The 24,902-nt window shown below is 61.8% G+C and carries 26 protein-coding genes; 16 read left to right on the top strand and 10 right to left on the bottom strand.

Annotated features, from left to right (window positions below):
- The first annotated feature begins 171 nt into the window (after window positions 1–171).
- Window positions 172–1,323 (top strand): acyltransferase, encoded by a 1,152-nt coding sequence (locus MCB86_RS04495; RefSeq protein WP_239610035.1) that lies wholly within the window; start codon window positions 172–174, stop codon window positions 1,321–1,323.
- On the opposite strand, the gene csgH is transcribed toward MCB86_RS04495, so the two are convergent.
- The 5 genes from csgH to MCB86_RS04520 all read right to left on the bottom strand — a co-directional run bounded on the left by csgH (window position 1,309) and on the right by MCB86_RS04520 (window position 4,397).
- The gene (gene csgH / locus MCB86_RS04500) at window positions 1,309–1,746 is read right to left on the bottom strand and encodes a curli-like amyloid fiber formation chaperone CsgH (protein ID WP_239610037.1); all 438 of its coding nucleotides are present in this window, start codon (window positions 1,744–1,746) and stop codon (window positions 1,309–1,311) included. The genes MCB86_RS04495 and csgH overlap by 15 nt on opposite strands.
- Window positions 1,747–1,778: 32 nt before the next feature.
- Complete coding sequence (locus MCB86_RS04505) at window positions 1,779–2,711, bottom strand: hypothetical protein (RefSeq protein WP_239610039.1); 933 nt, start codon at window positions 2,709–2,711, stop codon at window positions 1,779–1,781.
- 16 nt (window positions 2,712–2,727) lie between these two features.
- Entirely contained in the window at window positions 2,728–3,213 is a 486-nt protein-coding gene (locus tag MCB86_RS04510) for a curli production assembly protein CsgB (RefSeq protein WP_239610041.1), read from the bottom strand.
- A 117-nt stretch (window positions 3,214–3,330) separates the two neighbouring features.
- On the bottom strand, window positions 3,331–3,747 hold the full coding sequence (locus MCB86_RS04515) for a curli production assembly/transport protein CsgE (RefSeq protein WP_045160304.1): 417 nt from the start codon (window positions 3,745–3,747) through the stop codon (window positions 3,331–3,333).
- Complete coding sequence (locus tag MCB86_RS04520; RefSeq protein WP_196298626.1) at window positions 3,735–4,397, bottom strand: response regulator transcription factor; 663 nt, start codon at window positions 4,395–4,397, stop codon at window positions 3,735–3,737. The genes MCB86_RS04515 and MCB86_RS04520 overlap by 13 nt, the downstream gene beginning before the upstream one ends.
- 201 nt (window positions 4,398–4,598) lie before the next feature.
- Here MCB86_RS04520 and MCB86_RS04525 point away from each other — a divergent pair, with 201 nt between their 5' ends.
- From MCB86_RS04525 to MCB86_RS04535, 3 genes are all read left to right on the top strand, one after another.
- The gene (locus MCB86_RS04525; protein ID WP_239610043.1) at window positions 4,599–6,299 is read left to right on the top strand and encodes an OPT family oligopeptide transporter; all 1,701 of its coding nucleotides are present in this window, start codon (window positions 4,599–4,601) and stop codon (window positions 6,297–6,299) included.
- 201 nt (window positions 6,300–6,500) lie between these two features.
- Entirely contained in the window at window positions 6,501–6,815 is a 315-nt protein-coding gene (locus MCB86_RS04530) for a hypothetical protein (protein ID WP_155397584.1), read from the top strand.
- Window positions 6,816–6,943: 128 nt separating this feature from the next.
- Window positions 6,944–7,237, top strand: coding sequence for a hypothetical protein (locus MCB86_RS04535; protein WP_239610046.1), 294 nt, complete (start codon window positions 6,944–6,946; stop codon window positions 7,235–7,237).
- 61 nt (window positions 7,238–7,298) lie between these two features.
- Here the strand turns inward: MCB86_RS04535 and serA are convergent, their stop codons facing one another.
- A complete protein-coding gene (gene serA, locus MCB86_RS04540) occupies window positions 7,299–8,528 on the bottom strand; it encodes a phosphoglycerate dehydrogenase (RefSeq protein ID WP_045160351.1) in 1,230 nt (409 codons plus the stop codon).
- Window positions 8,529–8,726: 198 nt separating this feature from the next.
- Between serA and MCB86_RS04545 the strand changes: the two genes are divergently transcribed.
- The 4 genes from MCB86_RS04545 to MCB86_RS04560 all read left to right on the top strand — a co-directional run bounded on the left by MCB86_RS04545 (window position 8,727) and on the right by MCB86_RS04560 (window position 12,879).
- The gene (locus tag MCB86_RS04545) at window positions 8,727–10,133 is read left to right on the top strand and encodes an FAD-binding oxidoreductase (RefSeq protein WP_239610048.1); all 1,407 of its coding nucleotides are present in this window, start codon (window positions 8,727–8,729) and stop codon (window positions 10,131–10,133) included.
- A gap of 52 nt (window positions 10,134–10,185) precedes the next feature.
- The gene (locus MCB86_RS04550) at window positions 10,186–10,851 is read left to right on the top strand and encodes a fumarylacetoacetate hydrolase family protein (RefSeq protein WP_045160309.1); all 666 of its coding nucleotides are present in this window, start codon (window positions 10,186–10,188) and stop codon (window positions 10,849–10,851) included.
- A 104-nt stretch (window positions 10,852–10,955) separates the two neighbouring features.
- Window positions 10,956–11,867 (top strand): SdiA-regulated domain-containing protein, encoded by a 912-nt coding sequence (locus MCB86_RS04555; protein WP_239610051.1) that lies wholly within the window; start codon window positions 10,956–10,958, stop codon window positions 11,865–11,867.
- Window positions 11,868–11,970: 103 nt separating this feature from the next.
- Complete coding sequence (locus MCB86_RS04560; RefSeq protein WP_239610053.1) at window positions 11,971–12,879, top strand: SdiA-regulated domain-containing protein; 909 nt, start codon at window positions 11,971–11,973, stop codon at window positions 12,877–12,879.
- A 15-nt stretch (window positions 12,880–12,894) separates the two neighbouring features.
- Here the strand turns inward: MCB86_RS04560 and rpiA are convergent, their stop codons facing one another.
- Window positions 12,895–13,569, bottom strand: coding sequence for a ribose-5-phosphate isomerase RpiA (rpiA, locus tag MCB86_RS04565; RefSeq protein WP_045160312.1), 675 nt, complete (start codon window positions 13,567–13,569; stop codon window positions 12,895–12,897).
- A gap of 172 nt (window positions 13,570–13,741) precedes the next feature.
- Between rpiA and ilvA the strand changes: the two genes are divergently transcribed.
- Window positions 13,742–15,256: a threonine ammonia-lyase, biosynthetic gene (gene ilvA, locus MCB86_RS04570; RefSeq protein ID WP_045160313.1), complete on the top strand. Its 1,515-nt coding sequence runs from the start codon at window positions 13,742–13,744 to the stop codon at window positions 15,254–15,256.
- Between the two features lie 72 nt (window positions 15,257–15,328).
- Window positions 15,329–15,769, top strand: a complete 441-nt coding sequence (locus MCB86_RS04575; RefSeq protein WP_045160314.1) for a DUF2269 family protein — start codon at window positions 15,329–15,331, stop codon at window positions 15,767–15,769.
- Window positions 15,770–15,787: 18 nt separating this feature from the next.
- Here MCB86_RS04575 and MCB86_RS04580 read toward each other — a convergent pair whose 3' ends face one another.
- Complete coding sequence (locus tag MCB86_RS04580; RefSeq protein ID WP_239610056.1) at window positions 15,788–16,981, bottom strand: MFS transporter; 1,194 nt, start codon at window positions 16,979–16,981, stop codon at window positions 15,788–15,790.
- Window positions 16,982–17,024: 43 nt separating this feature from the next.
- Window positions 17,025–17,678 carry an HAD family hydrolase gene (locus MCB86_RS04585; RefSeq protein WP_045160316.1) on the bottom strand — a complete coding sequence of 218 codons (654 nt, stop codon included), beginning with the start codon at window positions 17,676–17,678 and terminating at the stop codon, window positions 17,025–17,027.
- A gap of 180 nt (window positions 17,679–17,858) precedes the next feature.
- Here MCB86_RS04585 and MCB86_RS04590 point away from each other — a divergent pair, with 180 nt between their 5' ends.
- Entirely contained in the window at window positions 17,859–18,338 is a 480-nt protein-coding gene (locus MCB86_RS04590) for an RNA pyrophosphohydrolase (protein WP_025240063.1), read from the top strand.
- 19 nt (window positions 18,339–18,357) lie between these two features.
- The gene (gene ptsP / locus MCB86_RS04595; protein ID WP_045160317.1) at window positions 18,358–20,631 is read left to right on the top strand and encodes a phosphoenolpyruvate--protein phosphotransferase; all 2,274 of its coding nucleotides are present in this window, start codon (window positions 18,358–18,360) and stop codon (window positions 20,629–20,631) included.
- 7 nt (window positions 20,632–20,638) lie between these two features.
- Here ptsP and MCB86_RS04600 read toward each other — a convergent pair whose 3' ends face one another.
- Window positions 20,639–21,418, bottom strand: coding sequence for an NRDE family protein (locus MCB86_RS04600; protein ID WP_239610058.1), 780 nt, complete (start codon window positions 21,416–21,418; stop codon window positions 20,639–20,641).
- A gap of 119 nt (window positions 21,419–21,537) precedes the next feature.
- On the opposite strand from MCB86_RS04600, the gene MCB86_RS04605 reads away from it, so the two are divergent.
- The 4 genes from MCB86_RS04605 (at window position 21,538) to MCB86_RS04620 (ending at window position 24,896) form a co-directional block, all read left to right on the top strand.
- Window positions 21,538–22,320 carry a sulfite exporter TauE/SafE family protein gene (locus MCB86_RS04605; RefSeq protein ID WP_239610061.1) on the top strand — a complete coding sequence of 261 codons (783 nt, stop codon included), beginning with the start codon at window positions 21,538–21,540 and terminating at the stop codon, window positions 22,318–22,320.
- Window positions 22,321–22,330: 10 nt separating this feature from the next.
- Window positions 22,331–23,131, top strand: a complete 801-nt coding sequence (gene lgt / locus MCB86_RS04610; RefSeq protein ID WP_239610063.1) for a prolipoprotein diacylglyceryl transferase — start codon at window positions 22,331–22,333, stop codon at window positions 23,129–23,131.
- Between the two features lie 106 nt (window positions 23,132–23,237).
- The gene (locus MCB86_RS04615) at window positions 23,238–24,032 is read left to right on the top strand and encodes a thymidylate synthase (RefSeq protein ID WP_045160320.1); all 795 of its coding nucleotides are present in this window, start codon (window positions 23,238–23,240) and stop codon (window positions 24,030–24,032) included.
- 90 nt (window positions 24,033–24,122) lie between these two features.
- Window positions 24,123–24,896 (top strand): ParA family protein, encoded by a 774-nt coding sequence (locus MCB86_RS04620; protein WP_045160321.1) that lies wholly within the window; start codon window positions 24,123–24,125, stop codon window positions 24,894–24,896.
- Window positions 24,897–24,902: the final 6 nt, after the last annotated feature.

Below are 24,902 nucleotides of genomic sequence, written 5' to 3' on the forward strand. Positions count from 1 at the left end.
CCAGCCTGAGCCTTTCGGAAAATCCGCAGCTCGCTATCGAAAACCCGGAACTCTTTTGATGGCCAATTGATCTCAGTCTGGCTCGGAAGTTTCCGGCGTTTATTTCGTTGGCTAGGAAGCCTGCACAAGCATAGTGCAGCGGTATGTCTCGACGTCGAGAAAGGTGAAGGAATGAAGCGCTTTGTCGCATTGGATAGCTTTCGTGGTGTTTGTGCCGTTGCGGTGGTGTTGTTCCATACCCAGATTCTGCTGAGTTTCTCCGAGCTCAGCTTCTTTCGGCACGCTGATTTATTCGTCGAGTTCTTCTTCGTGCTCAGTGGTTTCGTCATGTTCCATGCGTACGGTACCCGCGAGTTCGACCCACCGATGCTGAAACGCTTCGTCATCAGCCGGACATTCCGCCTGTATCCGCTGCATCTCCTGATGCTGGTCGTCTTCATAGGCTTGGAGTTCGGCAAGCTCTGGGCCGAGCACCATGGATTCTCGTTCAACGACCCGGCGTTCAGCGGCAAGACCGCCCCGAGCGAAATCCTGCCCAATGCCTTGCTGCTGCAAAGCTGGATCAGCAATTTCAATAGCCTCTCGTTCAATACCCCAGCGTGGAGCATCAGCATCGAATACTACCTGTACATGCTGCTGGGCTTGGTGATGTTGTGCGCTCCACGTTACTGCGGGCAGATACTGGCGTTGGCCACGCTGGTGTCCTTCGCGGCCCTGTATGTCGAGCTGGATGTGATCAAGCCATTCATCTGGCGTGGCGCTTCGTGCTTCTTCGCCGGCGCCCTGACCTATCGGCTCTATCGACGTCTGGAGCCGGCGATCAGTCGTCTGGACGACCGGCTATTCTTCAGCGTGCTTGAGTTGCTCTGCCTGCTGCTTGTATACCGCACGCTCACCCACGAGGCACCGCATCAGGGCATCATCGCCAGTTTGCTGTTCTGCCTGGTGGTGCTGGTATTTGCCCATGAGCGCGGCGCGGTGTCGCAATTGCTGCAGCGGCGTGGTTTCGCCCGCCTGGGAGAGTTGTCCTTTTCCATCTACCTGACCCACGCGGCGGTAATCTTTGCCTTCACCAGCGCCGCGGTGGTGTTGTCCAAACTCACCGGAGCAGACTACACGGTCATCCTGCATCAACCGGACAGCGACCAGATCATGCGATATATCAGTTCGGGTAGCCTGCTAATTGATGATTTGCTGACGCTGCTGGAGTTGGCGATGGTGCTGGCGGTATCGACCTTGACGTACCACTACGTCGAGTTGAAGGGCATCGAGGTCGGACGCCGTCTCACGCGCAACGAGTCGCTGCGGCTATCGCAGGTGTGAGTCGGTGTCGACAAACAATTCGTCAGGTGCCTGCGGTTGTTCGATCGGCGTCGGGGCCGGTTCAGGAGGTGCCGGGCCGGTCGGTTGAGTCGAGGGGTAGGCCTGGTGCAGCGGTGGCTGTTCTTCGCCATCGACGGACCAGGTCAGCGTCGCCTCGATTCGACTATCGTCTGATAAACCGAGACGATTATTCAGTGGACATTGCGCCACGGGTCCGCTGACAAGCTCGCCTGATTGGCGGCTGCGGCTGGTACCGGCGCGCCCGCTAGTACGCACTTCGAGCTGGTAGGTGAGTGGGCGGGGTTCCGAGCTGCTGAAGCACAATCGCAACCGAAGCCGATCGTCGTCAGGGCTCAGCTCCAGATGCGCCTGGACCGGCGCGGCGGCTGTGAGCATCAAGGTCGCCAGGGTGAGCGTAAGCATGGATGGACGACCCGCGGTTCAGCCAATGCGGCTTATTGCTGAACGATGGTGGCTTGGTTGCCGCTGCCCGACTGCTGGATCACGGCGTGCATGCCCGCGGCGCTCTGAATGATTACCGCCTCGTTCGCCGTCCCGATCTGGCTGACGCGGGCTTCGTTGTATTCGGCCAGTTGGCGGACATCGGCCAGGTTGCCGTCGCCGTTCTGTACGACGCTTGCCTGGTTGCCATCGAACCATTGCACCAGTTCGACGCTATTGCCATTCCCGGTCGTTGAACCCCTGAAATCATGGCCTCGCCCGCTTTGTTCGATGACCAGCAGGTTGTCGTCGCCCGCCTGATTGAACATGACCTCGCCGAACAGCGTGTTCTGGCTGATCTGCGCACTGTTCCGATTGCCATTTTGGGCGAGTGTCAGGTGGCCAGCGTCGCCCTGGTCGATGGTAGCCCGGTTTTCGTCACCGACCTGGTAAACGGCCAGCTGGGTGCCGTGGTAGATGCCGTCTTGGGTAAATGTCACCGAATTGTCGTTACCGATCTGACGCGCTTCGGCCTGAGCGAATCCTTGTTGGACGCCGGATACGTAATTACCGTCGCCGATGCTGCTGATCTGCAGCTCGTTGGCATACCAGGTTTGCTCGACCTCGGCGCGGTTACCTGTGCCTTGCTGATACACGCTGGCACTGGCGAAGTGACTTTCAGGCCCCTGATAGATGGACGCATCGTTGTCGCTGCCGAGCTGCACGATAGCGGCTTGGTTCGACTCGCCGGCCTCGAGCTGGTAGATCGTGCCGGTATTGCTCGTGCCGTTCTGCCTGATCAGCGCTTCGTTGAGCGAACCGGTCTGATCGACGATGGCGGAGTTATCCGTGCCGGTCTGATCGATATGTGCGCTGTTGTCAGCATGGAGTTCGCTGGTAGCAGCCAGCAGGAGGGCGAGTGCAACGAGTGGCAGGCGGCTGCGCATGGAAATTCCCTTTGTTCTAGTGTTGGACGATCTGAATCTGCTGACCGCTTCCGTATTGAATGACGCTGCTGCTCAGGCCACTGCCCACTTGTTCGATGCTGGCGTTGTTGTTGGAACCGACTTGGGCGATTGCGGCTTGGTTGTCGCTGCCGATCTGGGTGATCTCGGCCAGGTTGCCCTGGCCGATCTGGAGGATGCTGGCGAGCTGGTTTTCGCCTTGCTGAAGAATGAAGGCCTGCTGATCGCTGCCCTGTTGGACAATGCTGGCCAGTTGGTGTCCGCCGATCTGCCTGAGATCGGCCAGATTGTCGTTGCCTTGCTGCAGTACTTGGGCGGCCTGGCCGGCGGGCAGCTGAAGCGTAAGTGCTGCCGGGTTTTCCAGGCTGAGCGAGCCCTCGGCGAGATCGCCATTGTCCAGCAGGTCCGCTGCATGAAGCGAGGCGTGGCCAGTAAGCAGCAGGGCGGCAAGCAAGCCGCGGCGAAACAAGGCTAAACGATCCATGCGGGCACCTCGAAAGATTGCTCGGATTCTTGACTGAACACGAAGCGGTGAACATCCATCGAACGGTTCAAAGCAGCCGTTGCGCGATGAGTGGGACGGATTAATCCTTCTGTCAGTTCAGAGTTCATCGCGATCCATGTCGAACGTGTCTTGGAGCAGATTCTGCAGTTTGCTGCGGTTGATCTCTTCCAACACGAGTTGTGCCGCCTGCTCGGCGATCGACTCGATCTCCGCAACGTTGGGCTGCAGGAATCGGCGATAAACGGTGCGCTGGCCGTACTCCACCCAGACCAGGCTGCCCCAGCGCGCCGAGGGGCGTTCACGAATCACCAGGTCGTTTTCGAGCTCACTGGCGTCTTGCAGCTGGAAGCTCAGGTAACGGTGAAAGTCATGGCCGAAGCGGGTGATCGTGTTATCGATAATCAGGCCGCTCAGCTCCGCCTCGGCTTCCGCCTGTTCCTGCGGCTCCTCCTCCTGCGCCTGTAGCGGGCTGAGCAGCAGGCACAGGAGCAGGCCGAGCGTCAGGCGTGGCACGACTCGGACCAGTCCAGCCTGCCGCGCAGCAGGAAGGCCGCTTCGGCACGGTTGGAGGCGCCGATCTTGCGCAGCAGGTTGTGAATATGGCTCTTGATAGTGTGCGGACTCAGGCACAGCTGCTCGGCAATTTCCGCGTTGGATAGTCCCTTGCCGGCGAGGCTGAGAATCTCGCGCTCGCGTAGGGTCAGCGACGGTTTGCTACCGGCCAGCTGGCGCATGCGCCGCCATTGACCGAGCAGGCGCTCGGTCAGTACTCGTGGCAACCAGTCGCCACCATCGAGCAGTACCTGAATGCCATCGAGCAGATGTTCGCGGGTAGCATGGCTGTAGAACACACCGCGAATGCCGGGGTGCTTGTCCACCAGGTGCTCGGCCTGTTCGGGTGCGATATTCACCAGCGCTACGGGCGTCTGCTCATCGAGCCGATCGAGCAGCGCCGAGAGTTGCTCGGTCTGGCTATTGCCCGCGTCGACCAGATAGAGATCGGTGGTCTCTCTGGCGGTCTTTTCGAGCCCGGCCAGCGCCACGTCCAACTGAGCCTGTTCGCCAAGAAAATGTTTGAAAAAAAGCCCCAGCAGTTCGTTGCCGGTAAGCAGGGTGACGGTGGGCCGGTTACGTTCCTGGTGGGTGAGATCCGCTTCGTCCATGTTCAATCCTTGGTTTGGGTGCCGTTATACCGCGTAGAAAAGTTACTAAACGACCGACGTAAAATGATGAAGTTCAGCGTTTACGCTGCGATTGAGGGTCGATCTGCGCTGGCGCGAAGACAAACCGACGAGTGGTTGTTTAGGCGGTCGGGGGGACTGGATGGGCTAAGGTGAGTCAATCACCCATTCGATGGAGCCGGCATGAGCGAAACCCCACGCGAACTGACTCTCCGTGCATTGCTTACGGGCCTGCTGCTCGGCGCCCTGCTGACACCATCGAACGTCTATTCGGGACTCAAGATCGGCTGGTCTTTCAACATGTCGATCATCGCGTTGCTGATCGGCTTCGCCTTCTGGCAGAGCCTGGCGCGAGCCATGCGGCGACCGGCCTGGTCGCTGCAGGAGAGTAATATCAACCAGACCGCCGCTTCGTCCGCGGCCTCGATCATCTCCAGCGGGCTGGTGGCGCCGATACCCGCTTACACGATGATCACCGGTCAGCAACTGGACACGTTGCCGTTGATGGCCTGGGTGTTCTCGGTGAGCTTCCTCGGCATCTGGGTGGCCTGGTATCTACGGCCATCGCTGATCGTTGAAGGTGGTTTGCGGTTCCCCGAGGGGATGGCAACGTTGGCGACCATGCAGCAGATCTATAGCCACGGCGCCGAAGCGACGAGACGTCTGCTGGTGCTCAGTGTCGCCGCATTGCTGGCGGCGCTGAGCAAACTGGTCGACAGCCTGCTGTGGTCGTTGCCGCGCTGGGCACCGGGACCCCAGCTGGAGCGGTTGACGTTCAGCCTCGAGCCATCACTGCTGCTGCTGGGCTTCGGGGGGATCATCGGGCTGCGGGTCGGGTTATCGCTGTTGCTCGGCTCCGTATTGGCCTGGGGAATGCTCTCGCCCTGGTTGATCGCCGAAGGACTGGTGGCGATGCCGGCGAATGCCAGCGGCCCACAGTTCGCGTTGTTGATCGAATGGTTGCTCTGGCCGGGTGTGAGCCTGATGGTGTGCGCTACTTTGACATCGCTTGGCTTGCGCATGCTGCAAGCGCACCGGGAAGATTCGACACGGCGAGTGAAGCTGACTCGACCCGAAAAAGTGCCACTGCTTGGCCTGGCATCAGCCGCGCTGTTGGTGGTAGCCATGCAAATCATGCTGTTCGATATCCATTTGCTGATGGCGGCATTGTCCATTCCGCTGGCCGTCCTGCTGGCCATGGTGGCGGCGCGGGTAGTGGGGAGCACAGGCATTCCTCCGATCGGCGCCATCGGTCAGTTGTCGCAACTGAGCTTTGGCGTGATCGCGCCCGGCCAGGTGGCAATCAATCTGATGAGTGCCAACACTGCTGGCGGTGCGGCAGGGCAGTGCACAGATCTGCTCAACGACTTCAAGGTAGGCCATGCCATCGGCGCGGCGCCGTCGCGCCAGGCCGTTGCGCAATGCTTGGGGATTCTGGTTGGCAGTCTGGTCGGGGTAACCGTCTACCAGCTGCTGATCCCTGATCCACAGGCGATGTTGATCACCACCGAATGGCCCGCGCCTGCGGTGGCTACCTGGAAGGCCGTGGCCGAAACCCTTACCGCCGGAATGGACTCGATCGGCACCGACATACGCTGGGCGATGGCGGTCGGCGCGCTGATCGGTTCCGTGCTCGGAGCACTGGAAGGGCTGTTGCCCATCTCAAGGCTGCGTTGGTTGCCGAGTTCCGCGGCGCTGGGGCTGGCCTTCATCATCCCCGCGTCGATTTCGCTGATGATGGCGTTCGGCTCGCTATTGGCTTGGCTGTTCGCCGCGCGTTGGGGCAGCCTCGCCGAACGATTCGTGATCGTGGCCGCAGCCGGGCTGGTTGCTGGAGAAAGCATGGCTGGCGTGGGCATTTCGTTGTGGCAACTGCTGCGCTGAAGCGAGCGTGGAGGGTTCTCCAAGGCGATATTGGGGCGACGAGCGGTCGTGGCCGTAATTTGACGACGAACGGTAGGCGTGCCGAGGGCAGCTGACACGGCCGTTTGGACCGGTCGAGGCAGAAATTCCATGGCCTCCGATGCAACCCCTGCGGTAGCCGGATGCTCGAATAGATGTAACCCATGGAATGAGGAGAGCGAAATGCAAATGTCAAAAATAGCTGCTTTAACTCTGGCGGGTCTGATGTCCACGGGTGTCTTCGCAGCGGGCACAGCTGACAACGACAGTGCCACCAGCAGCGAAACCATGCAGGAGTCGATGGATGGCAAAACCACCGACGACACCAACCGCTCGGGCATGACGACCGGTGCAGGTACTACCACCGAGTCCGGAGCCGAAGCAGGGCCCGGCACTGGCACCGGTACCAGCGTGGGCAACACCACGGGTACTGGAAACAGTGCAACCGGTACGGGAACTGGTTCCGGCACTGGCAGCTCTGGTGGCACGGGCAACTGATGCGGTGCAGCTAGATCAAAGCCCCGGCCACTGGTCGGGGCTTTTTCGCTTTCAGGCAGCGCTGATGACTGGCGATCTGTTCCACTGACGCGAGGCGCCCAAGCTGCCTTATTTTCAGGAGGTGAGCCATGGATCTGCGTCTTCCGATCTTGGTTGCGGGCCTGGTATTGGCATCTGCCGTGTTGGCAACCGGCACCGGCCCGACCCTGCCGGAAAAAAGCCGCGAGCATCCGCTGGACAATCGCGAGCCGCGACAGGAGGTCATCGAGCGTCAGGACGACACCCCGAGCCAGCCACGCCCGCCGACTCTCGATGCGCCGCCCGCAATGCCACCGGTGGAGCCCATCGAGCGTCGGTCCCCCTCGGAACGGCCCGAACCCCGCGGCACTGGTGCCGGCACCAAATCCGCGCCAGCCAGCTGATAGCAGAACAACTGGTAATAAAAAGGGAGGCCGAAGCCTCCCTTTTTCGCTGGCGTTCCGCTTAGAACAGGACGCGGCTGCGGATGGTGCCGTTGACTTGCTGGAGCTTTTCCAGGGCCAGATCCGAATATTCCGCATCGACGTCGATCACCACGTAGCCGACGCGCTCGTTGGTCTGCAGGAACTGGCCGCAGATGTTGATGCCGTTGTCGGCGAACACCTTGTTGATTTCGCTCATCACGCCGGGGATGTTCTCGTGGATGTGCAGCAGGCGATGCTTGCCCGGGTGCGACGGCAGGGCCACCTCCGGGAAGTTGACCGAGGACACCGAGGTGCCGTTGTCGCTGTACTTGACCAGCTTTTCGGCGACTTCCAGGCCGATGTTGGCCTGTGCTTCGGCCGTTGAGCCGCCGATATGCGGGGTCAGGATCACGCGATCCAGGCCACGCAGTGGGCTTTCGAACTCTTCTTCGTTGGACTTCGGCTCGACCGGGAACACGTCGATCGCGGCGCCGATGAGGTGTTCGTCCTTGATCGCTGCGGCCAGGTGATCCAGCTCGACCACAGTGCCGCGGGCGGCGTTGATCAGGATGCCGCCCTTTTTCATCGCGCGGATTTCCTTCTCACCGATCATCCACTGGGTAGACGGCAGTTCCGGCACGTGCAGGGAGACGATGTCGCACATGCCCAGCAGTTCGTACAGCGAGCCGATCTGCGTGGCGTTGCCCAGCGGCAGCTTGGTCACCACGTCATAGAAATAGACCTGCATGCCGAGGCTTTCGGCCAGTACCGACAGCTGGGTGCCGATGGAGCCGTAACCGATAATGCCCAGCTTTTTGCCGCGAATCTCGAAGGAGTTGGCGGCGGACTTGATCCAGCCCCCGCGGTGGCAGGAGGCGCTCTTCTCCGGGATGCCGCGCAGCAGCAGAATAGCTTCGGCGAGCACCAGCTCGGCCACCGAACGGGTATTGGAATAGGGCGCGTTGAACACCGCGATACCGCGCTCGCGGGCGGCGTTGAGGTCGACCTGGTTGGTGCCGATGCAGAAACAGCCGACGGCGATCAGCTTCTTGGCGGCATCGAAGACTTCCTCGGTGAGCTGGGTGCGCGACCGGATGCCGATGAAATGGGCGTCGGCGATCTTCTCCTTCAGCTCCGCATCGGTCAGCGCGGTCTTGAGGTACTCGATGTTGGAGTAGCCGGCGGCCTTGAGGGTGTCGACAGCGTTCTGGTGAACGCCTTCGAGAAGAAGGAACTTGATCTTGCTCTTGTCGAGTGAGGTCTGGCTCATCTGCATTTAAACCTTAAGGCCGAAGGGTAGGACGAAGTGTCCAGCGAAGGCTGGCCGACCCGGTATCAGCGGTGTCGGGAGTCTGCCGAGGCACGTTTCAAAAGGGTGCGTATGCTAGCATACGGGCCCCTCGAAACACCCTATGTCCTGAGCTGAAGCGTACTCAGGATGACCATGAATCGAATGAGAGTTCCCAAGATGACCGATCCCGCCCTGATCGACGAGCTGAAGACCCTGGTCGAGCCCGGCAAGGTGCTGACCGATGCCGATTCGCTGAATACCTATGGCAAGGACTGGACCAAGCAATTCGCTCCGGCACCCTCGGCTATCGTGTTTCCGAAAACGGTCGAGCAGGTACAGGCTATCGTGCGTTGGGCCAACGAGCGCCAGGTCGCCCTGGTGCCCTCCGGCGGGCGTACCGGCCTCTCCGCCGCGGCGGTCGCCGCTAGTGGCGAGGTGGTGGTCTCCTTCGATTACATGAACCAGATCCTCGCCTTCGACGAGATGGACCGCACCGTCGTTTGTCAGCCGGGTGTGATCACCGCTCAGCTGCAGCAGTTCGCCGAAGACAAGGGCCTCTACTACCCGGTGGATTTCGCCTCGTCCGGCTCGAGCCAGATCGGCGGTAACATCGGCACCAATGCCGGCGGGATCAAGGTGATTCGCTACGGCATGACCCGCAATTGGGTGGCCGGGCTGAAGGTCGTCACCGGCAAGGGCGATCTGCTCGAGCTGAACAAGGACCTGATCAAGAACGCCACCGGCTACGACCTGCGTCAGCTGTTCATCGGCGCCGAAGGCACGCTGGGTTTCGTGGTCGAGGCGACCATGCGCCTGGAGCGTCAGCCGACCAACCTCACCGCCATGGTGCTGGGCACGCCTGACTTCGAATCGATCATGCCGGTGCTACATGCCTTCCAGGACAAGCTGGACCTGACCGCCTTCGAGTTCTTCTCCGACAAATGCCTGGACAAGATTCTCGGCCGTGGCGACATCCCGGCGCCGTTCGAGACGCGCACGCCGTTCTATGCGCTGCTGGAATTCGAAGCGACCACCGAGGAGCGTGCCGAACAGGCGCTGGCGACCTTCGAGCACTGTGTCAACGAAGGCTGGGTGGTTGATGGCGTGATGAGTCAGAGCGAGCAGCAACTGCAAAACCTGTGGAAGCTGCGCGAGTACATCTCCGAGACCATCTCGCACTGGACGCCCTACAAGAACGACATCTCCGTGACCGTTTCAAAGGTGCCGGCCTTCCTTGCTGACATCGATGCCATCGTCACCCGCAACTATCCTGATTTCGAGGTGCTCTGGTACGGCCACATCGGCGACGGCAACCTGCACCTGAACATTCTCAAGCCCGAGGCGTTGGCCAAGGAAGAGTTCTTCGACAAGTGCGCAGCGGTCAACAAATGGGTGTTCGAGACAGTCGAGAAATACAACGGCTCGATCTCCGCTGAACACGGTGTCGGCATGACCAAGCGCGATTACCTGACCTACAGTCGCTCCGAGGCGGAGATCGGCTACATGAAGGCGATCAAGGCGGCATTCGACCCGAATGGCATCATGAACCCGGGCAAAATTTTCAGCCTGAAGCCTGAAGCCTGAAGCCTGCGCTTGGCCATTCGCTTCCAGCTTGCTGCTCCCTGAGGAATCCGCAATGAACTACAAGCATCAATACACCGACGGCACACCTATTCATTACCCACTGGGCAAGGTGGTCTGCATCGGCCGCAACTATGCCGAGCATGCCAAGGAATTGAACAATCCGGTGCCGACCGAGCCGCTTCTGTTCATCAAGGCCGGCAGCTGCACGGTGCCGCTGGAAGGCGGCTTCAGCGTTCCGAGCGATCGTGGTGCGGTGCATTACGAGGCGGAGATCGCGGTGCTGATCGGCAAGCCGCTGTCGCGAAAGCCGAACGAGGAAGAAGTACGCGATGCGATCTCCGGCTTCGCCCCGGCGCTGGACCTGACCTTGCGTGACGTACAGGCCAAGCTGAAGGAAAAGGGTCATCCGTGGGAAATTGCCAAGAGCTTCGACGGCGCCTGTGTGTTGGCGCCCTTCGTGCCAGGCGATGCGGTAAGCGACCTGACTGATATCGGCATTCGTCTGACGATCAACGGTGAGGTGCGCCAGGACGGTAACAGCAGTCAGATGCTCAATGCCATTCTTCCGCTGCTGCAGCACATCGCCGGTCATTTCAACCTGCAGCCGGGCGACGTGGTGTTGACCGGCACGCCCGCTGGCGTAGGCCCGCTTGGTCAGGGTGACCAACTGACGCTGGAGCTGGTCGGGCTGTCGCGTTTCGAAAGCCGCGTGCTCTGAACCGTCTGGCCGGATGGGTGCAACACCCCTCCGGCTGCGTTTTGCCAGTATCGCCCGTCTGATCCCCGTGCTGTAATCCGTGCCTCGCTTCGGATCAGCCTTCCATGTCAGCCAAGCCTTCTCGTCGTCCACGTCTGCACTGGTTTCTCTATACCCTGCTTGCTTTCTGCGTCGCCGCCGCCGCGATAGCGGGTGCGCTGTTGCATTGGGACAATCAGCTGGAACTCTACTGGCAAGAGCAGTCGGTGAATGCCAAACAGCGCGCGGCCAGCATCTGGTTGCCAGACTACGAGCTGGTCCTGGAGACGACACTGGTGGGGCTGGACGACGACCAGACCTCGGGGCTGACCTGGAACCCTGCGACAGGCACTCTGTTTACCGTAACGGGGCGGAACCCGCAGCTGATCGAGTTCTCCCCCGGTGGCGTGGTGCTTCGGCGTGTTCGGTTAATCGGCTTCTCCGATCCCGAAGCGGTCGAGGCGCTGGACGATGGACGCATGGCCATCGTCGATGAGCGTCGGCGGCTGGTCGCGGTGTTCCGATTGTCCCTGGACGTAGAGAGCGTCGATCTCGCGGATATAGCCAGCTATGACCTGGGCTTCGAGGGCGCCGGCAACAAGGGCTTCGAGGGGCTGGCATGGAACCCGCGCACCCGGCGCCTGCTCCTATCCAAGGAGCGCGATCCACAGGGTCTGTTCGAGCTGTCGATACCGGATGACGGTGGACTCGCCGGAGCCCTGAAGTCGCTGCCGGATCAGCCATTGTTGGTGCGCGACATCTCATCGGTGGCTGTCGATCCACGCACCGGGCATACGCTGATGCTGTCTGACGAGTCGCGACTGCTGGTCGAGCTCGATCTGCAGGGCCGGCCACGCAGCTTCATCAGTCTGTTCGGCGGGCTCAACGGGCTGGTGGACGGCATTGACCAAGCCGAGGGTGTAGCTATGGACGAACGCGGCGATATTTACGTCGTTGGCGAGCCGAATCGCTTCTACGTCTTCAGCCGCCGGCGGTGACACCGGCGCGCCGTGTGCTCATGGCGTTTCGCTTCGCCCGTTAAGTTTCGGGTAAGCGAGGCGGTGGATAATCGCGTTTCCCTTCCGGCTACTGAGTGGCTCCATGCGTCGTACTTCCAAGATACTGGCTGCGCTGGCCAGCCTCGCTCTGCTAGTAGTCATCGCGGCTGGCCTGCATTACCAGTCGTTCGAGCGTGCCTGGTTCAACCTTGCCCAGTGGTACCACGCCGATGCGCGCCAAGCGGCTTCACTGTGGCTCCCTGACTACCGGGCGGTCATCCAGGCCCGGCAGGTCGAGGGTATCGCTGACGACCTGTCGGCGCTGACCTTCGATCCCGACCGCGACAGCCTGATCGCCATCACCAACGGCACGCCACAGTTACTCGAACTCAGCCTTCAGGGGGAACTGTTGCGAGCCATTCCGCTGACGGGATTCGGCGATCCGGAGGCGATCGAATATATCTCCCGTGGCGTCTATGTAATCAGTGACGAGCGACTGCAGCGCCTGTTGCGCGTGGAGGTTGACGAGCGCACCGAGCGGATCGACGCGGCGGCCAGCCAGCAGTTTTCGCTCGGTATCGGGCAGAACGGCAACAAGGGCTTTGAGGGATTGGCTTATGACGTCGCCGGCAATCGGCTTTTCGTCGCCAAGGAGCGCGACCCGGTACGCATCTACGAGATCCAGGGCTTTCCCTATGCCGAAAATGGCCAGCCACTGGCCGTGCACGTCAGCGAGGATCCCGAGCGCGATGCCGGTTTGTTCGTACGTGACCTTTCCAGCCTGCAATACGACGAGCAGACCGGTCACCTGCTGGCGCTGTCGGACGAGTCGCGCTTGATCGTCGAGCTGGATACTCGCGGCAAACCCATCAGCACACTGTCGCTGAGGGCCGGCGAGCACGGGCTTGAAAAGCACGTGCCGCAGGCCGAGGGCATTGCCATGGGGCCTGACGGCACCTTGTATCTGGTGAGCGAACCGAATCTGTTCTACGTATTCCGCAAGGGCGATTAGCCGTGCTGCCCCTGCTTACTCTGCCTTCAGCGTCTGTACGCCATCCTTGGTGCCGAGTAGCAGAATATCGGCGGGGCGCGCCGCGAACAGGCCGTTGGTGACCACGCCGACGATGTTGTTGATCTGCGCTTCGAGATCCGGGGCGAAGCCGATCACCAGGTTGTGCACGTCGAGGATGATGTTGCCGTTGTCGGTCACCACGCCTTCGCGATAGACCGGATCGCCGCCCAGCTTGACCAGCTCGCGAGCGACATGGCTGCGCGCCATGGGAATGACTTCCACCGGCAGTGGGAAGGCGCCGAGGCGATCGACCAGCTTGCTGCCATCGGCGATGCAGACGAAGGTCTTGGCCACTGCCGCGACGATCTTCTCCCGGGTCAGCGCCGCGCCACCACCCTTGATAAGCTCCAGATGGCTGTTGGTTTCGTCGGCCCCATCGACGTAGAACTCCAGCTCGGACACCGTGTTCAGGTCATACACCGGAATGCCGTGGCCTTTGAGGCGTTCGGCCGTGGCGTCGGAACTGGCCACCGCGCCGTCGAAGACGCCCTTGTGCTTGGCCAACTGGTCGATGAAGTAGTTGGCGGTGGAGCCGGTGCCGACGCCGACAATGCTGCGGTCATTGAGCTGCGGGACGATGAGGTCGACGGCGGCCTGGGCGACGGCCTGCTTGAGTTGGTCCTGGGTCATGGCGTAAGGGTCCGGGCGGAGAGGAATCGAGGTGCGAAATTATAGCGGGGCCGCGACGACGGGTCTTGTGCAGTGAGCTGTACCTGTATTTTGTGTCCTGATTGCCGGTGGTCGTCGGGTTTTCCGCAGAGTAGACTCGATGGCCCCGCAAAGCCCGCCAAGATAGCCCACGATGCTCGAACAGTACGTCAAGAAGATCCTCACCTCGCGCGTCTATGACGTCGCGGTGGAAACCCCCTTGCAGCCCGCGCGCCAGCTTTCCGAGCGACTCGGCAATCAGATTCTGCTCAAGCGCGAGGATCTGCAGCCGGTGTTCTCGTTCAAGATTCGCGGCGCCTACAACAAGCTGGCGCAGCTGTCGCCCGAGGAGCTGGCGCGTGGCGTGGTGACCGCCTCGGCCGGCAACCATGCCCAGGGCCTGGCGCTGGCGGCTCGCGAACTGGGCATCAAGGCCACCATCGTCATGCCGCGCACCACGCCGGAGCTTAAGGTGCAGGGCGTACGCGCCCGCGGCGGAAAGGTCGTGCTGCAGGGCGATGCCTTCCCCGAGGCGCTCGCCTATTCGCTGAAGTTGGTCGAAGAAAAAGGCTACGTCTACATCCACCCGTACGACGATCCGCACGTGATCGCCGGGCAGGGCACGGTGGCGATGGAAATCCTCCGTCAGCACCAGGGCCGGCTCGATGCGGTGTTCGTGCCGGTGGGCGGCGGCGGCCTGATCGCGGGCGTGGCCGCGTACATCAAATACCTGCGCCCGGAGGTCAAGGTCATCGGTGTCGAACCGGACGATTCCAATTGCCTGCAACAGGCCATGGCGGCCGGCGAACGCGTGGTGCTGCCGCAGGTGGGACTGTTCGCCGACGGCGTGGCCGTGGCGCAGATCGGTCAGCACACCTTCGATATCTGCCGACACCATGTCGATGAGGTGATCACTGTCAGCACCGACGAGATCTGCGCGGCGATCAAGGACATCTACGATGACACCCGCTCGATCACCGAGCCGGCCGGCGCGCTGGCGGTGGCCGGGATCAAGCGCTACGTCGAACGTGACGGTGTGGCGAATCAGGTATTGGTGGGCATCGATTCGGGCGCCAACGTCAATTTCGACCGCCTGCGTCATGTCGCCGAACGCGCCGAGCTGGGCGAGAAGCGCGAGGCGATCATTGCCGTGACCATCCCCGAGCAGCCGGGCAGTTTCAAGGCCTTCTGCGAGGCGCTGGGCAAGCGTCAGATCACAGAGTTCAACTACCGTTACCACCAGAATCGCGAGGCGCATATCTTCGTCGGCGTGCAGACCCATCCGGAAAACGATCCGCGTGCAGCCTTGGTCGAAGGTCTGCTGGCCAAGGGGTTTCCGGTGCTCGACCTCACCGACAATGAACTGGCCAAGCTGCATACCCGTCATATGGTCGGCGGGCATGCGTCCGGCGTCAGTGACGAAGTGGTGTTTCGCTTCGAATTCCCGGAGCGGCCGGGGGCGCTGTTCAACTTCCTCAACAACCTGGGCGGGCGCTGGAACATCTCGATGTTCCATTACCGCAACCATGGCGCGGCCGACGGTCGCGTGGTCGCCGGCTTGCAGGTGCCGGCCGAGGAGCGTCATCTGCTACCGGCCGCGCTGGACAAGATCGGCTATCGCTACTGGGACGAGACGGACAATCCGGCCTACCAGCTGTTCCTCGGCTAGCGCCGTGTGGCTGTAGCCGCTGGAGCCAGACAGGCGCCGACCCACTAACCGAACAGAGCACTGGCGAGAACAATGGAACACTATCAGCTGTTGAATATCGCCCACGCCGCGCTGGCGATTCTCCTGACACTCGGGCTGATCGCCCACATCGCCATGCTGTGGAAGGCCTGGCGCCGCGCCGATACAGCGGTGCTGCAGCAGAAGCTGCGACGCACGCGGCTGTTTTCCCTGCCCCTGTTGGCGGCCCTGGCGTTGCTGCTGCCGCTGACGGGCTGGTGGCTGGTGCATCTCGCCGGTTTCCCACTTGGGCAGCTCTGGCTGCTGGCCAGCTCGATCCTGTTCCTGATCATGGTGCCCCTCGCGTTGCTGCTCGGAGGACGTTTGCGTGCCTGGCAAGGCCTGGGTGATACACCGGCACCGGTCAAGCTGCCGCGCTTCGCGCTGGTCTACGCCGGGCTGATTCTGCTGATACTCGTCGCGATCATGGGGCTGATGGGCGCCAAGCCTGTCTGATCCGGGGACGCAGGGCGATCAGGCAGCCTCTCCGGTAGTCGAGCGATACCACCAATACCCCGCGAGCAAGGCGAACAGCAGGCTGCCGCTTGCGTAGAGCCAGCCAAAGCCGCCGGTCAGGCTGAACAGAATGTACGCCAGTAGTGGACCGCAGGCGGCACCGAGGTCCTGGCCGATGGAATAGCGGGTCATGAACCGCACCGCATCGAGGCGGCTGGCGGTCTCGGCGGCGAGCGCATCGCCGAGCGTGGTCAACGCCGTAGCGGCCAGCAAGGCCAGTAGCGCCACCAGCAACCATAGGGACAGTGGCAGGCTCAGTGCCATCGGCGCGAAGCTGGCTGCTCCCAACAGAAGGGTGCCGACCAGCAACGGCAGGCGTCGCTGCGGCTTGTCCGACCAGCGTCCTATCCGGCGAGCCAGCCAGGGCTCCCAGGCCCAGCGCAGCGCTTGCAGAACGCCGGCCGCCGCGGTGGCGCTGAGCAGCAGGCCGAACAGTTCCAGTTCCACGCCTTGGTAATGGCCGATCAGCGCGCTCAGCGTCGAGGCGAAGATGCCTTGTATGAGCAGGGCGATCACGAGTCCGGTGAACATCACCGGCCAACTACGCCCGCGGCTGCCGAAGCGGCTGCCGGATGTCTCGGTCGTCCGTGGCTGCACATCGACCGCGGCGGGCAGGTTAAAGCCGAACAGCAGCAGCGGCAGCCCCAGCAATGACAGCAGGCCAAAGGCCCAGGCCAGGGCCGGCAGCCCGATGAACGCCACCAGCAAGCCGCCCAGCAGCATGCCGAACAGGCTGCCCAGACGATACAGGCCGTTGTATAGCCCGATCGCATGACCCTGACCGCAAGGTTCGGCGCAGCGCACCACGGCGGTCAGCCCGCCGATGCGAAACAACGACCAGGCGACGCCCCAGAGTGCGCGTAACAGTAGCCAGGCGACGAAACCCTGGGCCCAACCGTAGCCGCAGGTGCTGATGGCGCCGAGCAGAACGGCGAGCAGTAGGCCGGTACGCAACGAGATTCGCTGGTAGAGCAGCCCGATCAGCGGATTGATGGGCAGACGAACCAGGCGATTGATCGCCAGCAGCGCGCCGACCTGCCACAACGAGTCCAGCCCTGCTTCCTGCCAGTGCAGGGGCAGAGCGATGTAGAGCATCGAGTCGCCCAGCAGGCTGAGAGCCGTGGCCAGCGACACCATCACCACGGGCTGCATGCCCGGTTTCCTTGTGTCTGAGCCGATCATGGAGCCTCCTCGATCAGCGCAGGCTGATGACCTCCCAACCACGCTGTTGGGCGATTTCGCGCAGAATCGGGTCTGGATCGACCGCAACCGGATGACTGACCCGCTCGAGCAGCGGCAGGTCATTGCGCGAGTCGCTGTAGAAATAGCTGCCCTCCAGGCTCTGTCCGGTCTCCTTCAGCCAACGTTCGATGCGCGTGACCTTGCCCTCCTGAAAGCAGGGCACATCGGTGAGACGACCGGTGTAGCGGCCGTCTAGCATCTCGCACTCCGTGGCGAGCAGCGTGTCCACGCCCAGTCGCGCAGCAATAGGTCCGGTAATGAAGCGGTTGGTCGCCGTGATGATCACCACGCGGTCGCCGGCTTCATGGTGCTGGCGCACCAGTGCCTCGCCCTTGGCTAGCACGATGGGCTCAATGAAGTCGCGCATGAATTCGCCGTGCCATTGCTCCAGCTGTGCCATCTCGCTGCGACCGAGCAGTTCCTGGCAGAAATTCTGGTAGGCCTCGACATCCAGCGTGCCCGCGAGGTAGTCCTGATAGAAGGCATCGTTACGCGCCCTGTAATCGGTGGCGTCGACCAGGTCGCGTTGGCAGAGGAATTCACCCCAGGCATGGTCGCTGTCACCGGCCAACAAGGTGTTGTCGAGATCGAATAGAGCCAGGCGCACGCCGCGTTCCTCGGAGCGATAAAAGGGACGCGAAGCATAGCGGGATTGCCCGGTGCATGGCACCCTCAAGGCACCAAACCGCAGTCTGGAGCCGGTTGATCAACGGCGGTGCAGCGTGCTTTCTGCTTTTCGCCTTTTTGTGGAACAATGCCGCGACATGCGTTTGCGAGGTTGTATGCCGTGATCGACTCCGATGGTTTTCGCCCCAACGTCGGCATCATCCTGACCAATGATGCCGGGCAAGTACTATGGGCTCGACGGATTAATCAGGACGCCTGGCAATTCCCGCAGGGCGGCATCAATCCGCGCGAGACACCGGAAGAAGCGCTTTACCGTGAACTCAACGAGGAGGTAGGGCTGGAGCAGCAGGATGTGAAGATCCTCGCCTGCACCCGGGGCTGGTTGCGCTATCGTCTGCCGCAGCGACTGGTACGGACCCATAGTCAGCCGCTGTGCATCGGGCAGAAGCAGAAGTGGTTTCTGTTGCGCCTGACCGGCACCGAGGACCGAGTACGCATGGATCTCACCGGCAAGCCCGAGTTCGATGGCTGGCGCTGGGTCAGTTACTGGTACCCACTGGGTCAGGTCGTCACCTTCAAACGCGAGGTTTATCGTCGCGCCTTAAAAGAACTCGCCCCGCGCCTATTGGCGCGGGACTGACGGGAGAAAGCCCCTGAGCATGCTCGGCACGCTGCGCAAGATTGTCCAGGAAGTAAACGCCGCCAAGGACCTCAAGGCGGCCTTGGGCATCATCGTGCTGAGAGTCCGGGAGGCCATGGCCAGCCATGTTTGCTCGGTCTACCTGCTCGATCCGGAATCCGGCCGATTTGTCCTGATGGCTACCGAAGGTCTGAACAAGAAGGCCATCGGCAAAGTCAGCATGGCGCCCAACGAGGGCCTGGTCGGTCTAGTCGGCACGCGGGAGGAACCGCTCAACCTCGAGCACGCTTCCGAACACCCACGTTACCGATATTTCGCTGAAACGGGTGAAGAGCGCTACGCGTCCTTCCTCGGTGCGCCGATCATTCACCATCGGCGGGTGATGGGCGTTCTGGTCATTCAGCAGCGAGAGCAACGCCTGTTCGACGAGGGCGAAGAAGCCTTCCTCGTGACCATGAGCGCGCAGCTCGCTGGCGTCATCGCCCATGCAGAGGCGACGGGTTCGATACGCGGCCTCGGCCGGCAGGGCAAAGGCATTCAGGAAACCCGCTTCATCGGAATCCCCGGTGCGCCCGGCGCTGCCGTGGGTACTGCGGTAGTCGTGCTGCCACCTGCCGACCTGGATGTGGTGCCGGACAAGACCATCACGAACATCTCGGCCGAACTCGAACTGTTCGAAGCGGCGCTCGAAGCCGTGCGTGCCGACATGCGCGCATTGTCGGAGAAGCTCGCCACGCAGATGCGCAAGGAAGAACGCGCACTGTTCGATGTCTACCTGATGATGCTCGACGACTCCGCCCTCGGCGGCGAGGTCTCCAAGGTGATCCGCACCGGCCAGTGGGCGCAGGGTGCCTTGCGCCAGGTGGTCAGCGACCATGTTGGCCGCTTCGAAATGATGGACGACGCCTATCTGCGTGAGCGTGCCTCTGACGTCAAGGACATCGGCCGCCGCCTGCTCGGCTATCTGCAACAGGCCCGCCAGCAGACGTTGACCTATCCGGATAACACCATTCTGGTCAGCGAAGAGTTGTCTCCGGCGATGCTCGGCGAAGTGCCCGAAGGCAAATTGATGGGCATGGTTTCGGTGCTCGGTTCGAGCAACTCGCATGTGGCGATCCTGGCCCGCGCCATGGGTATTCCCACGGTGATGGGTGCGGTCGATCTGCCTTACTCGAAGGTCGATGGCATCGAGATGATCATCGACGGCACGCGCGGCGAGATCATCACCAACCCGGCCAAGGTGCTGCGCGAGCAATACCTGGTCCTGGCCGAGCAGGAACGCCAGCTCTCCGAAGGCTTGGACATCCTGCGTGAGCTGCCTTGCGAAACCACCGACGGTGTGCGCATTCCGTTGTGGGTCAATACCGGGTTGCTGGCCGATGTGGTACGGGCGCAGGAGCGCGGTGCCGAAGGCGTGGGCCTGTATCGCACCGAAGTGCCCTTCATGATCAAGGAGCGCTTTCCCAGCGAGAAGGAGCAAATGGCGATCTATCGCGAACAGCTGCAGGCCTTCCACCCGCTGCCGGTGACCATGCGTAGCCTCGACATCGGCGGAGACAAGAGTCTGCCGTACTTCCCGATCAAGGAAGAGAACCCCTTCCTCGGCTGGCGCGGCATCCGCGTCACCCTGGACCACCCCGAGATTTTTCTGTTGCAAACCCGCGCCATGCTCAAGGCCAGCGCCGGGCTCGACAACCTGCGCATCCTGCTGCCGATGATTTCCGGCACCCGCGAACTGGAAGAGGCGCTGCACTTGATCCATCGCGCCTGGGGCGAGGTGCGGGACGAGGGCACCGACGTCGAAATGCCCCCGGTGGGCGTGATGATCGAAGTCCCGGCGGCGGTCTACCTGACCCGGGAGCTGGCGCGTCAGGTGGATTTCATTTCGGTCGGCTCGAACGACCTGACCCAGTATTTGCTGGCGGTCGATCGCAACAACCCACGCGTGGCCGATCTCTACGATTACCTGCACCCAGCCGTACTCGAGGCGCTGCAGCGCATCGTTCGCGAGGCTCATGAGGAAGGCAAGCCGGTGAGTATCTGCGGCGAGATGGCCGGTGATCCGGGCGCGGCCATCCTGCTGCTGGCGATGGGCTTCGACAGCCTGTCGATGAACGCCACCAACCTGCCGAAGGTGAAGTGGATGCTACGCCAGATCAGCTCGGCGACGGCGCGTGAACTGCTGGCCAAGGTGATGGTGATGGACAGCCCGCAGGTGATTCATGCCACGGTGCAACTGACCTTGCGTAACCTCGGTCTGGACCGCATGGTCAATCCTTCGGCGGCGCTCTAGAGACGAATCAAACGTGCATCGGACCGCTCACCTGGCTGAGCGGCGGCAGGTTGATGCGACTCTCCCCCAACCGGCCAGCAGGGCCGAAGCAGCGCTCGATGAGCTCCGTCGAGCCATCCGCGCGGCGGATCAGGACGGTACTGGCACGGGTTCCGTACTCGGCGCTGGCGATAAACACGCTCGATAGCCGCTTTTCCCACTCATATGGCACGCCGGTGCTGGGCAGTTCGGCGTCCGCAGCGGGCTGTGGATCGCTCAGTAGCTGTAGCAGCTTTTCCGCTTCCGGTGTGCACAGACATTCTTGCAGTGCTGAGCGTGCGCGCACGAGTTTCGGCCATGGCGTGTCCAGAGCCGCATTGGACAAACCGTAGATTCCGGGCAGCAGCTGTTCCGGTGCACCTGTGGCCGAGTTGAGATACCACAATTCGCGCGTATCGCCGACCAGCAGATTGAAGCCTGAATACTGCTGCAGGCGACCTGTCAGTTCCGTCAGATACGCCTGGGGAGACAGCTGGCCTCGCAGATAACGCTCGGGCAGCTCGCCCCGAGAGCGAGCCCCGAGCGGTGCGCCCGGTGCGCGAATGTTGGTCAGCGCGGCGAAGCGACCGGCAGCTCCGATCCCCATCCAGGTGCCGCCGGCCTGCAGGTCACGTCCGGCAATGACGTGGGGCGCGTCTTCCCAGACAGCTAACGGCAGGCTGGGACGTGCATGGAACTCATCGCGATTGGCGGCGACGATCAGTGGCAGCGCCTGGTTTGGGCGCCAGGCGAAAACGATCAGGCACATAGGTATGTTCAGCTGGAAGCTCGAAGCCGAAAGCTTGAAGCCAAGCACCCTGGCTCGGCAACCTCTTCCAGCTTCCAGCTTTTCCGCTACCATGCCGCTTTGTTTTCCAGGGTGGCCTGATGGAGTTTGTGCTTTATCTGCTTCTCGGCGGATTTGCCGGTGTGCTGGCCGGGCTATTTGGCGTGGGCGGTGGGATGATCATCGTTCCGGTGCTGGTCTTCAGCTTCACCCTGCAAGGCTTCGATCCGCTGGTGCTGACCCATCTGGCCGTGGGTACGTCGCTGGCCACCATTATCTTTACCTCGCTGAATTCGGTCAGGGCCCATCACCGCCGGGGCGCGGTGCGCTGGCCTGTAGTGCTGTGGATGACGGTCGGGATCCTGCTCGGCGCGGCATTGGGAAGTCTCACCGCGGCCGCGATCCAGGGGCCTATGTTGCAGAAGATCATCGGTGTGTTCGCCATCGCCATGGCGATCCAGATGGCCTTTCCACTGCAGCCCAAGGCCAGCCGCGGCGTGCCCGGCAAGCCAGGCCTCACGCTGGCGGGCATCGTGGTTGGCTGGGCTTCGGCGATCTTCGGTATTGGCGGCGGTTCCCTGACAGTACCCTTTCTCAGTTGGCGCAGCGTGCCCATTCAGCAAGCGGTTGCGACGTCTGCGGCTTGTGGTATGCCGATCGCCATTGTCGGCGCGTTGAGTTTTGTGATGGTCGGCTGGCAGGATGCGCATCTGCCGGAATGGAGTCTGGGCTTCGTTTATTTGCCGGCGGTGCTGGGCATTGCCCTTACCAGCATGTTCTCCGCGCGCATCGGTGCCCAGCTGGCACATCGGCTGTCGGCCCTTATGCTTCGGCGCCTGTTTGCACTGTTACTGCTCAGCGTTGGTATCAACTTTTTGATCTGAGGAAACCCGGATGCTGCCTTACCCGCAGATAGACCCTGTGGCCGTTTCGCTAGGCCCACTACAAATCCACTGGTATGGCCTGATGTATCTGATCGGCATCGGTGGCGCCTGGCTGCTGGCGTCGCGCCGGCTGCAGCGCTTCGAACCCAGCTGGGACAAGGACAAGCTCTCCGATCTGGTGTTCTGGGTCGCCATGGGCGTGATCGTCGGTGGGCGGCTGGGCTACGTGCTGTTCTACGATTTGTCGTCCTACCTCAGCGATCCGACACTGATCTTTCAAGTGTGGAAGGGTGGCATGTCGTTCCATGGCGGGCTGCTCGGCGTGCTGCTGTGCACCTGGATATTCGCCCGCCGCAACGACAAGAAGTTTTTTGAGTTGATGGACTTTATCGCGCCCTTCGTTCCGATCGGATTGGGCGCCGGACGTATCGGCAATTTCATTAATGCCGAGCTCTGGGGCAAGGCGACTGATGTGCCTTGGGCGATGGTATTTCCGACCGACCCGCAGCAGCTGGCGCGGCATCCGTCGCAGCTCTATCAGTTCGCGCTGGAAGGGGTGGCGTTGTTCGTTATCCTCTGGATTTATTCCAGCAAGCCGCGACCGACCATGGCGGTGTCCGGCCTGTTCGCCGTCTGCTATGGGATCTTCCGCTTCATCGTCGAATTCGTGCGAGTCCCCGATGCCCAACTCGGCTACCTGGCGTTTGGCTGGTTGACCATGGGGCAGTTGCTCTGCGTACCCATGGTGCTGCTCGGCCTCGGCATGATCGCCTGGGGCTATCGTCACGAGACGGCCAAGGCGCCGGCCTGATCGGAGCCATCCGGCTTGTCGCCTAGTGCGCGACAAGCCGGACGCCGCCTTTTACTATGTCCTGCTTCCTTGTCACCGCGCCTCGGCGCCCGCTTCGAGCCCATCGATGAAACAGTATCTCGACCTGATGCGCCACGTGCGCGAGAACGGAACCTTCAAGAGCGACCGCACCGGCACCGGCACCTACAGCGTGTTCGGCTACCAGATGCGCTTCGACCTGGCTGACGGCTTCCCGCTGGTGACCACCAAGAAGTGCCACCTCAAATCCATCATTCATGAGCTGCTGTGGTTCCTCCAGGGCGACACCAATATCAAGTACCTGCAGGAAAACGGCGTGCGGATCTGGGACGAGTGGGCCGACGAGAACGGCGAGCTCGGCCCGGTCTACGGCTACCAGTGGCGCAACTGGCCGGCCCCCAATGGGGAGTCGGTGGACCAAATCGCCAAGCTGGTAGAGATGATCAAGAGCAAGCCGGACTCACGCCGGCTGATGGTGTCGGCCTGGAACCCGGCACTGGTCGATCAGATGGCACTGCCGCCGTGCCACGCACTGTTCCAGTTCTACGTTGCCGAGGGCAAGCTCAGCTGCCAGCTGTATCAGCGCTCGGCGGATATATTCCTTGGCGTCCCCTTCAATATTGCCAGCTATGCGCTGCTGACGCTGATGGTCGCTCAGGTCTGCGATCTGCAGCCGGGTGACTTCATCTGGAGCGGCGGCGACTGCCATCTATACGCCAACCATCTGGAACAGGCCGATCTGCAGCTGACCCGCGAACCGCTGCCACTGCCGACGATGAAGCTCAACCCGGCGGTAAAAGATCTGTTCGCTTTCCGCTTCGAGGACTTCGAGCTGGTGGGCTACGAAGCCCATCCGCACATCAAGGCTCCTGTCGCCGTCTGAATGCGGCTTTGGTCGGGTTTGTCCCTGCGGGTAACCCGACTGTCACATTTGCCGTATAGACTCGACCGTTCAGGGTTTCGAGGGTTTGGCATGCGCAGGGTCGTATTCAATCAGAAAGGCGGCGTCGGGAAGTCCAGCATTGCCTGCAACCTGGCGGCGGTGAGCGCGGCGCAGGGTTATCGCACGCTGCTGATCGATCTTGATGCGCAGGCCAACTCCAGCCACTACCTGTCAGGCCTGACGGGAGAGGCGTTGCCCACTGGCATCGCCGACTATTTCAAACAAGTGCTGGCGGGCGGCGCGTCCGGCAAGAAAGCACGGCCGCCGATCACCGAGACGCCATTCGAAAACCTGCACCTGATCACCGCGACGGCGGAACTGGCCGACCTGCAACCCAAGCTCGAAGCCAAGCACAAGATCAATAAGCTGCGAAAGCTGCTGGAAAGCCTTTCCGAAGAATACGAGCGCATCTATCTGGACACGCCACCGGCGCTGAACTTCTTTACCGTCTCGGCGCTGATTGGTGCCGATCGCTGCTTGATTCCTTTCGACTGCGACAGCTTTTCCCGCCAGGCACTGTACAGCCTGCTCGACGAAATCGAGGAGTTGCAGGAGGACCACAACGAGGGACTGATGGTCGAAGGCATCGTGGTCAATCAGTTCCAGCCGAGAGCGGCGCTCCCGCAGCAGATCATCGACGAGCTGCTGGCCGAGGGGCTGCCGGTGTTGCCGGTGCACCTGATGAGCTCGGTGCGGATGCGCGAGTCGCACCAAGTCTGCACACCGTTGATTCACTTCGATCCGCGGCACAAGTTGACCCAGCAGTTCGTCGAATTGCACGAGTACCTGGAACGCCAGGCCTGAAGCGAT

This window comes from Pseudomonas sp. KSR10, assembly GCF_022355455.1.
Lineage (GTDB): Bacteria > Pseudomonadota > Gammaproteobacteria > Pseudomonadales > Pseudomonadaceae > Stutzerimonas > Stutzerimonas stutzeri_E.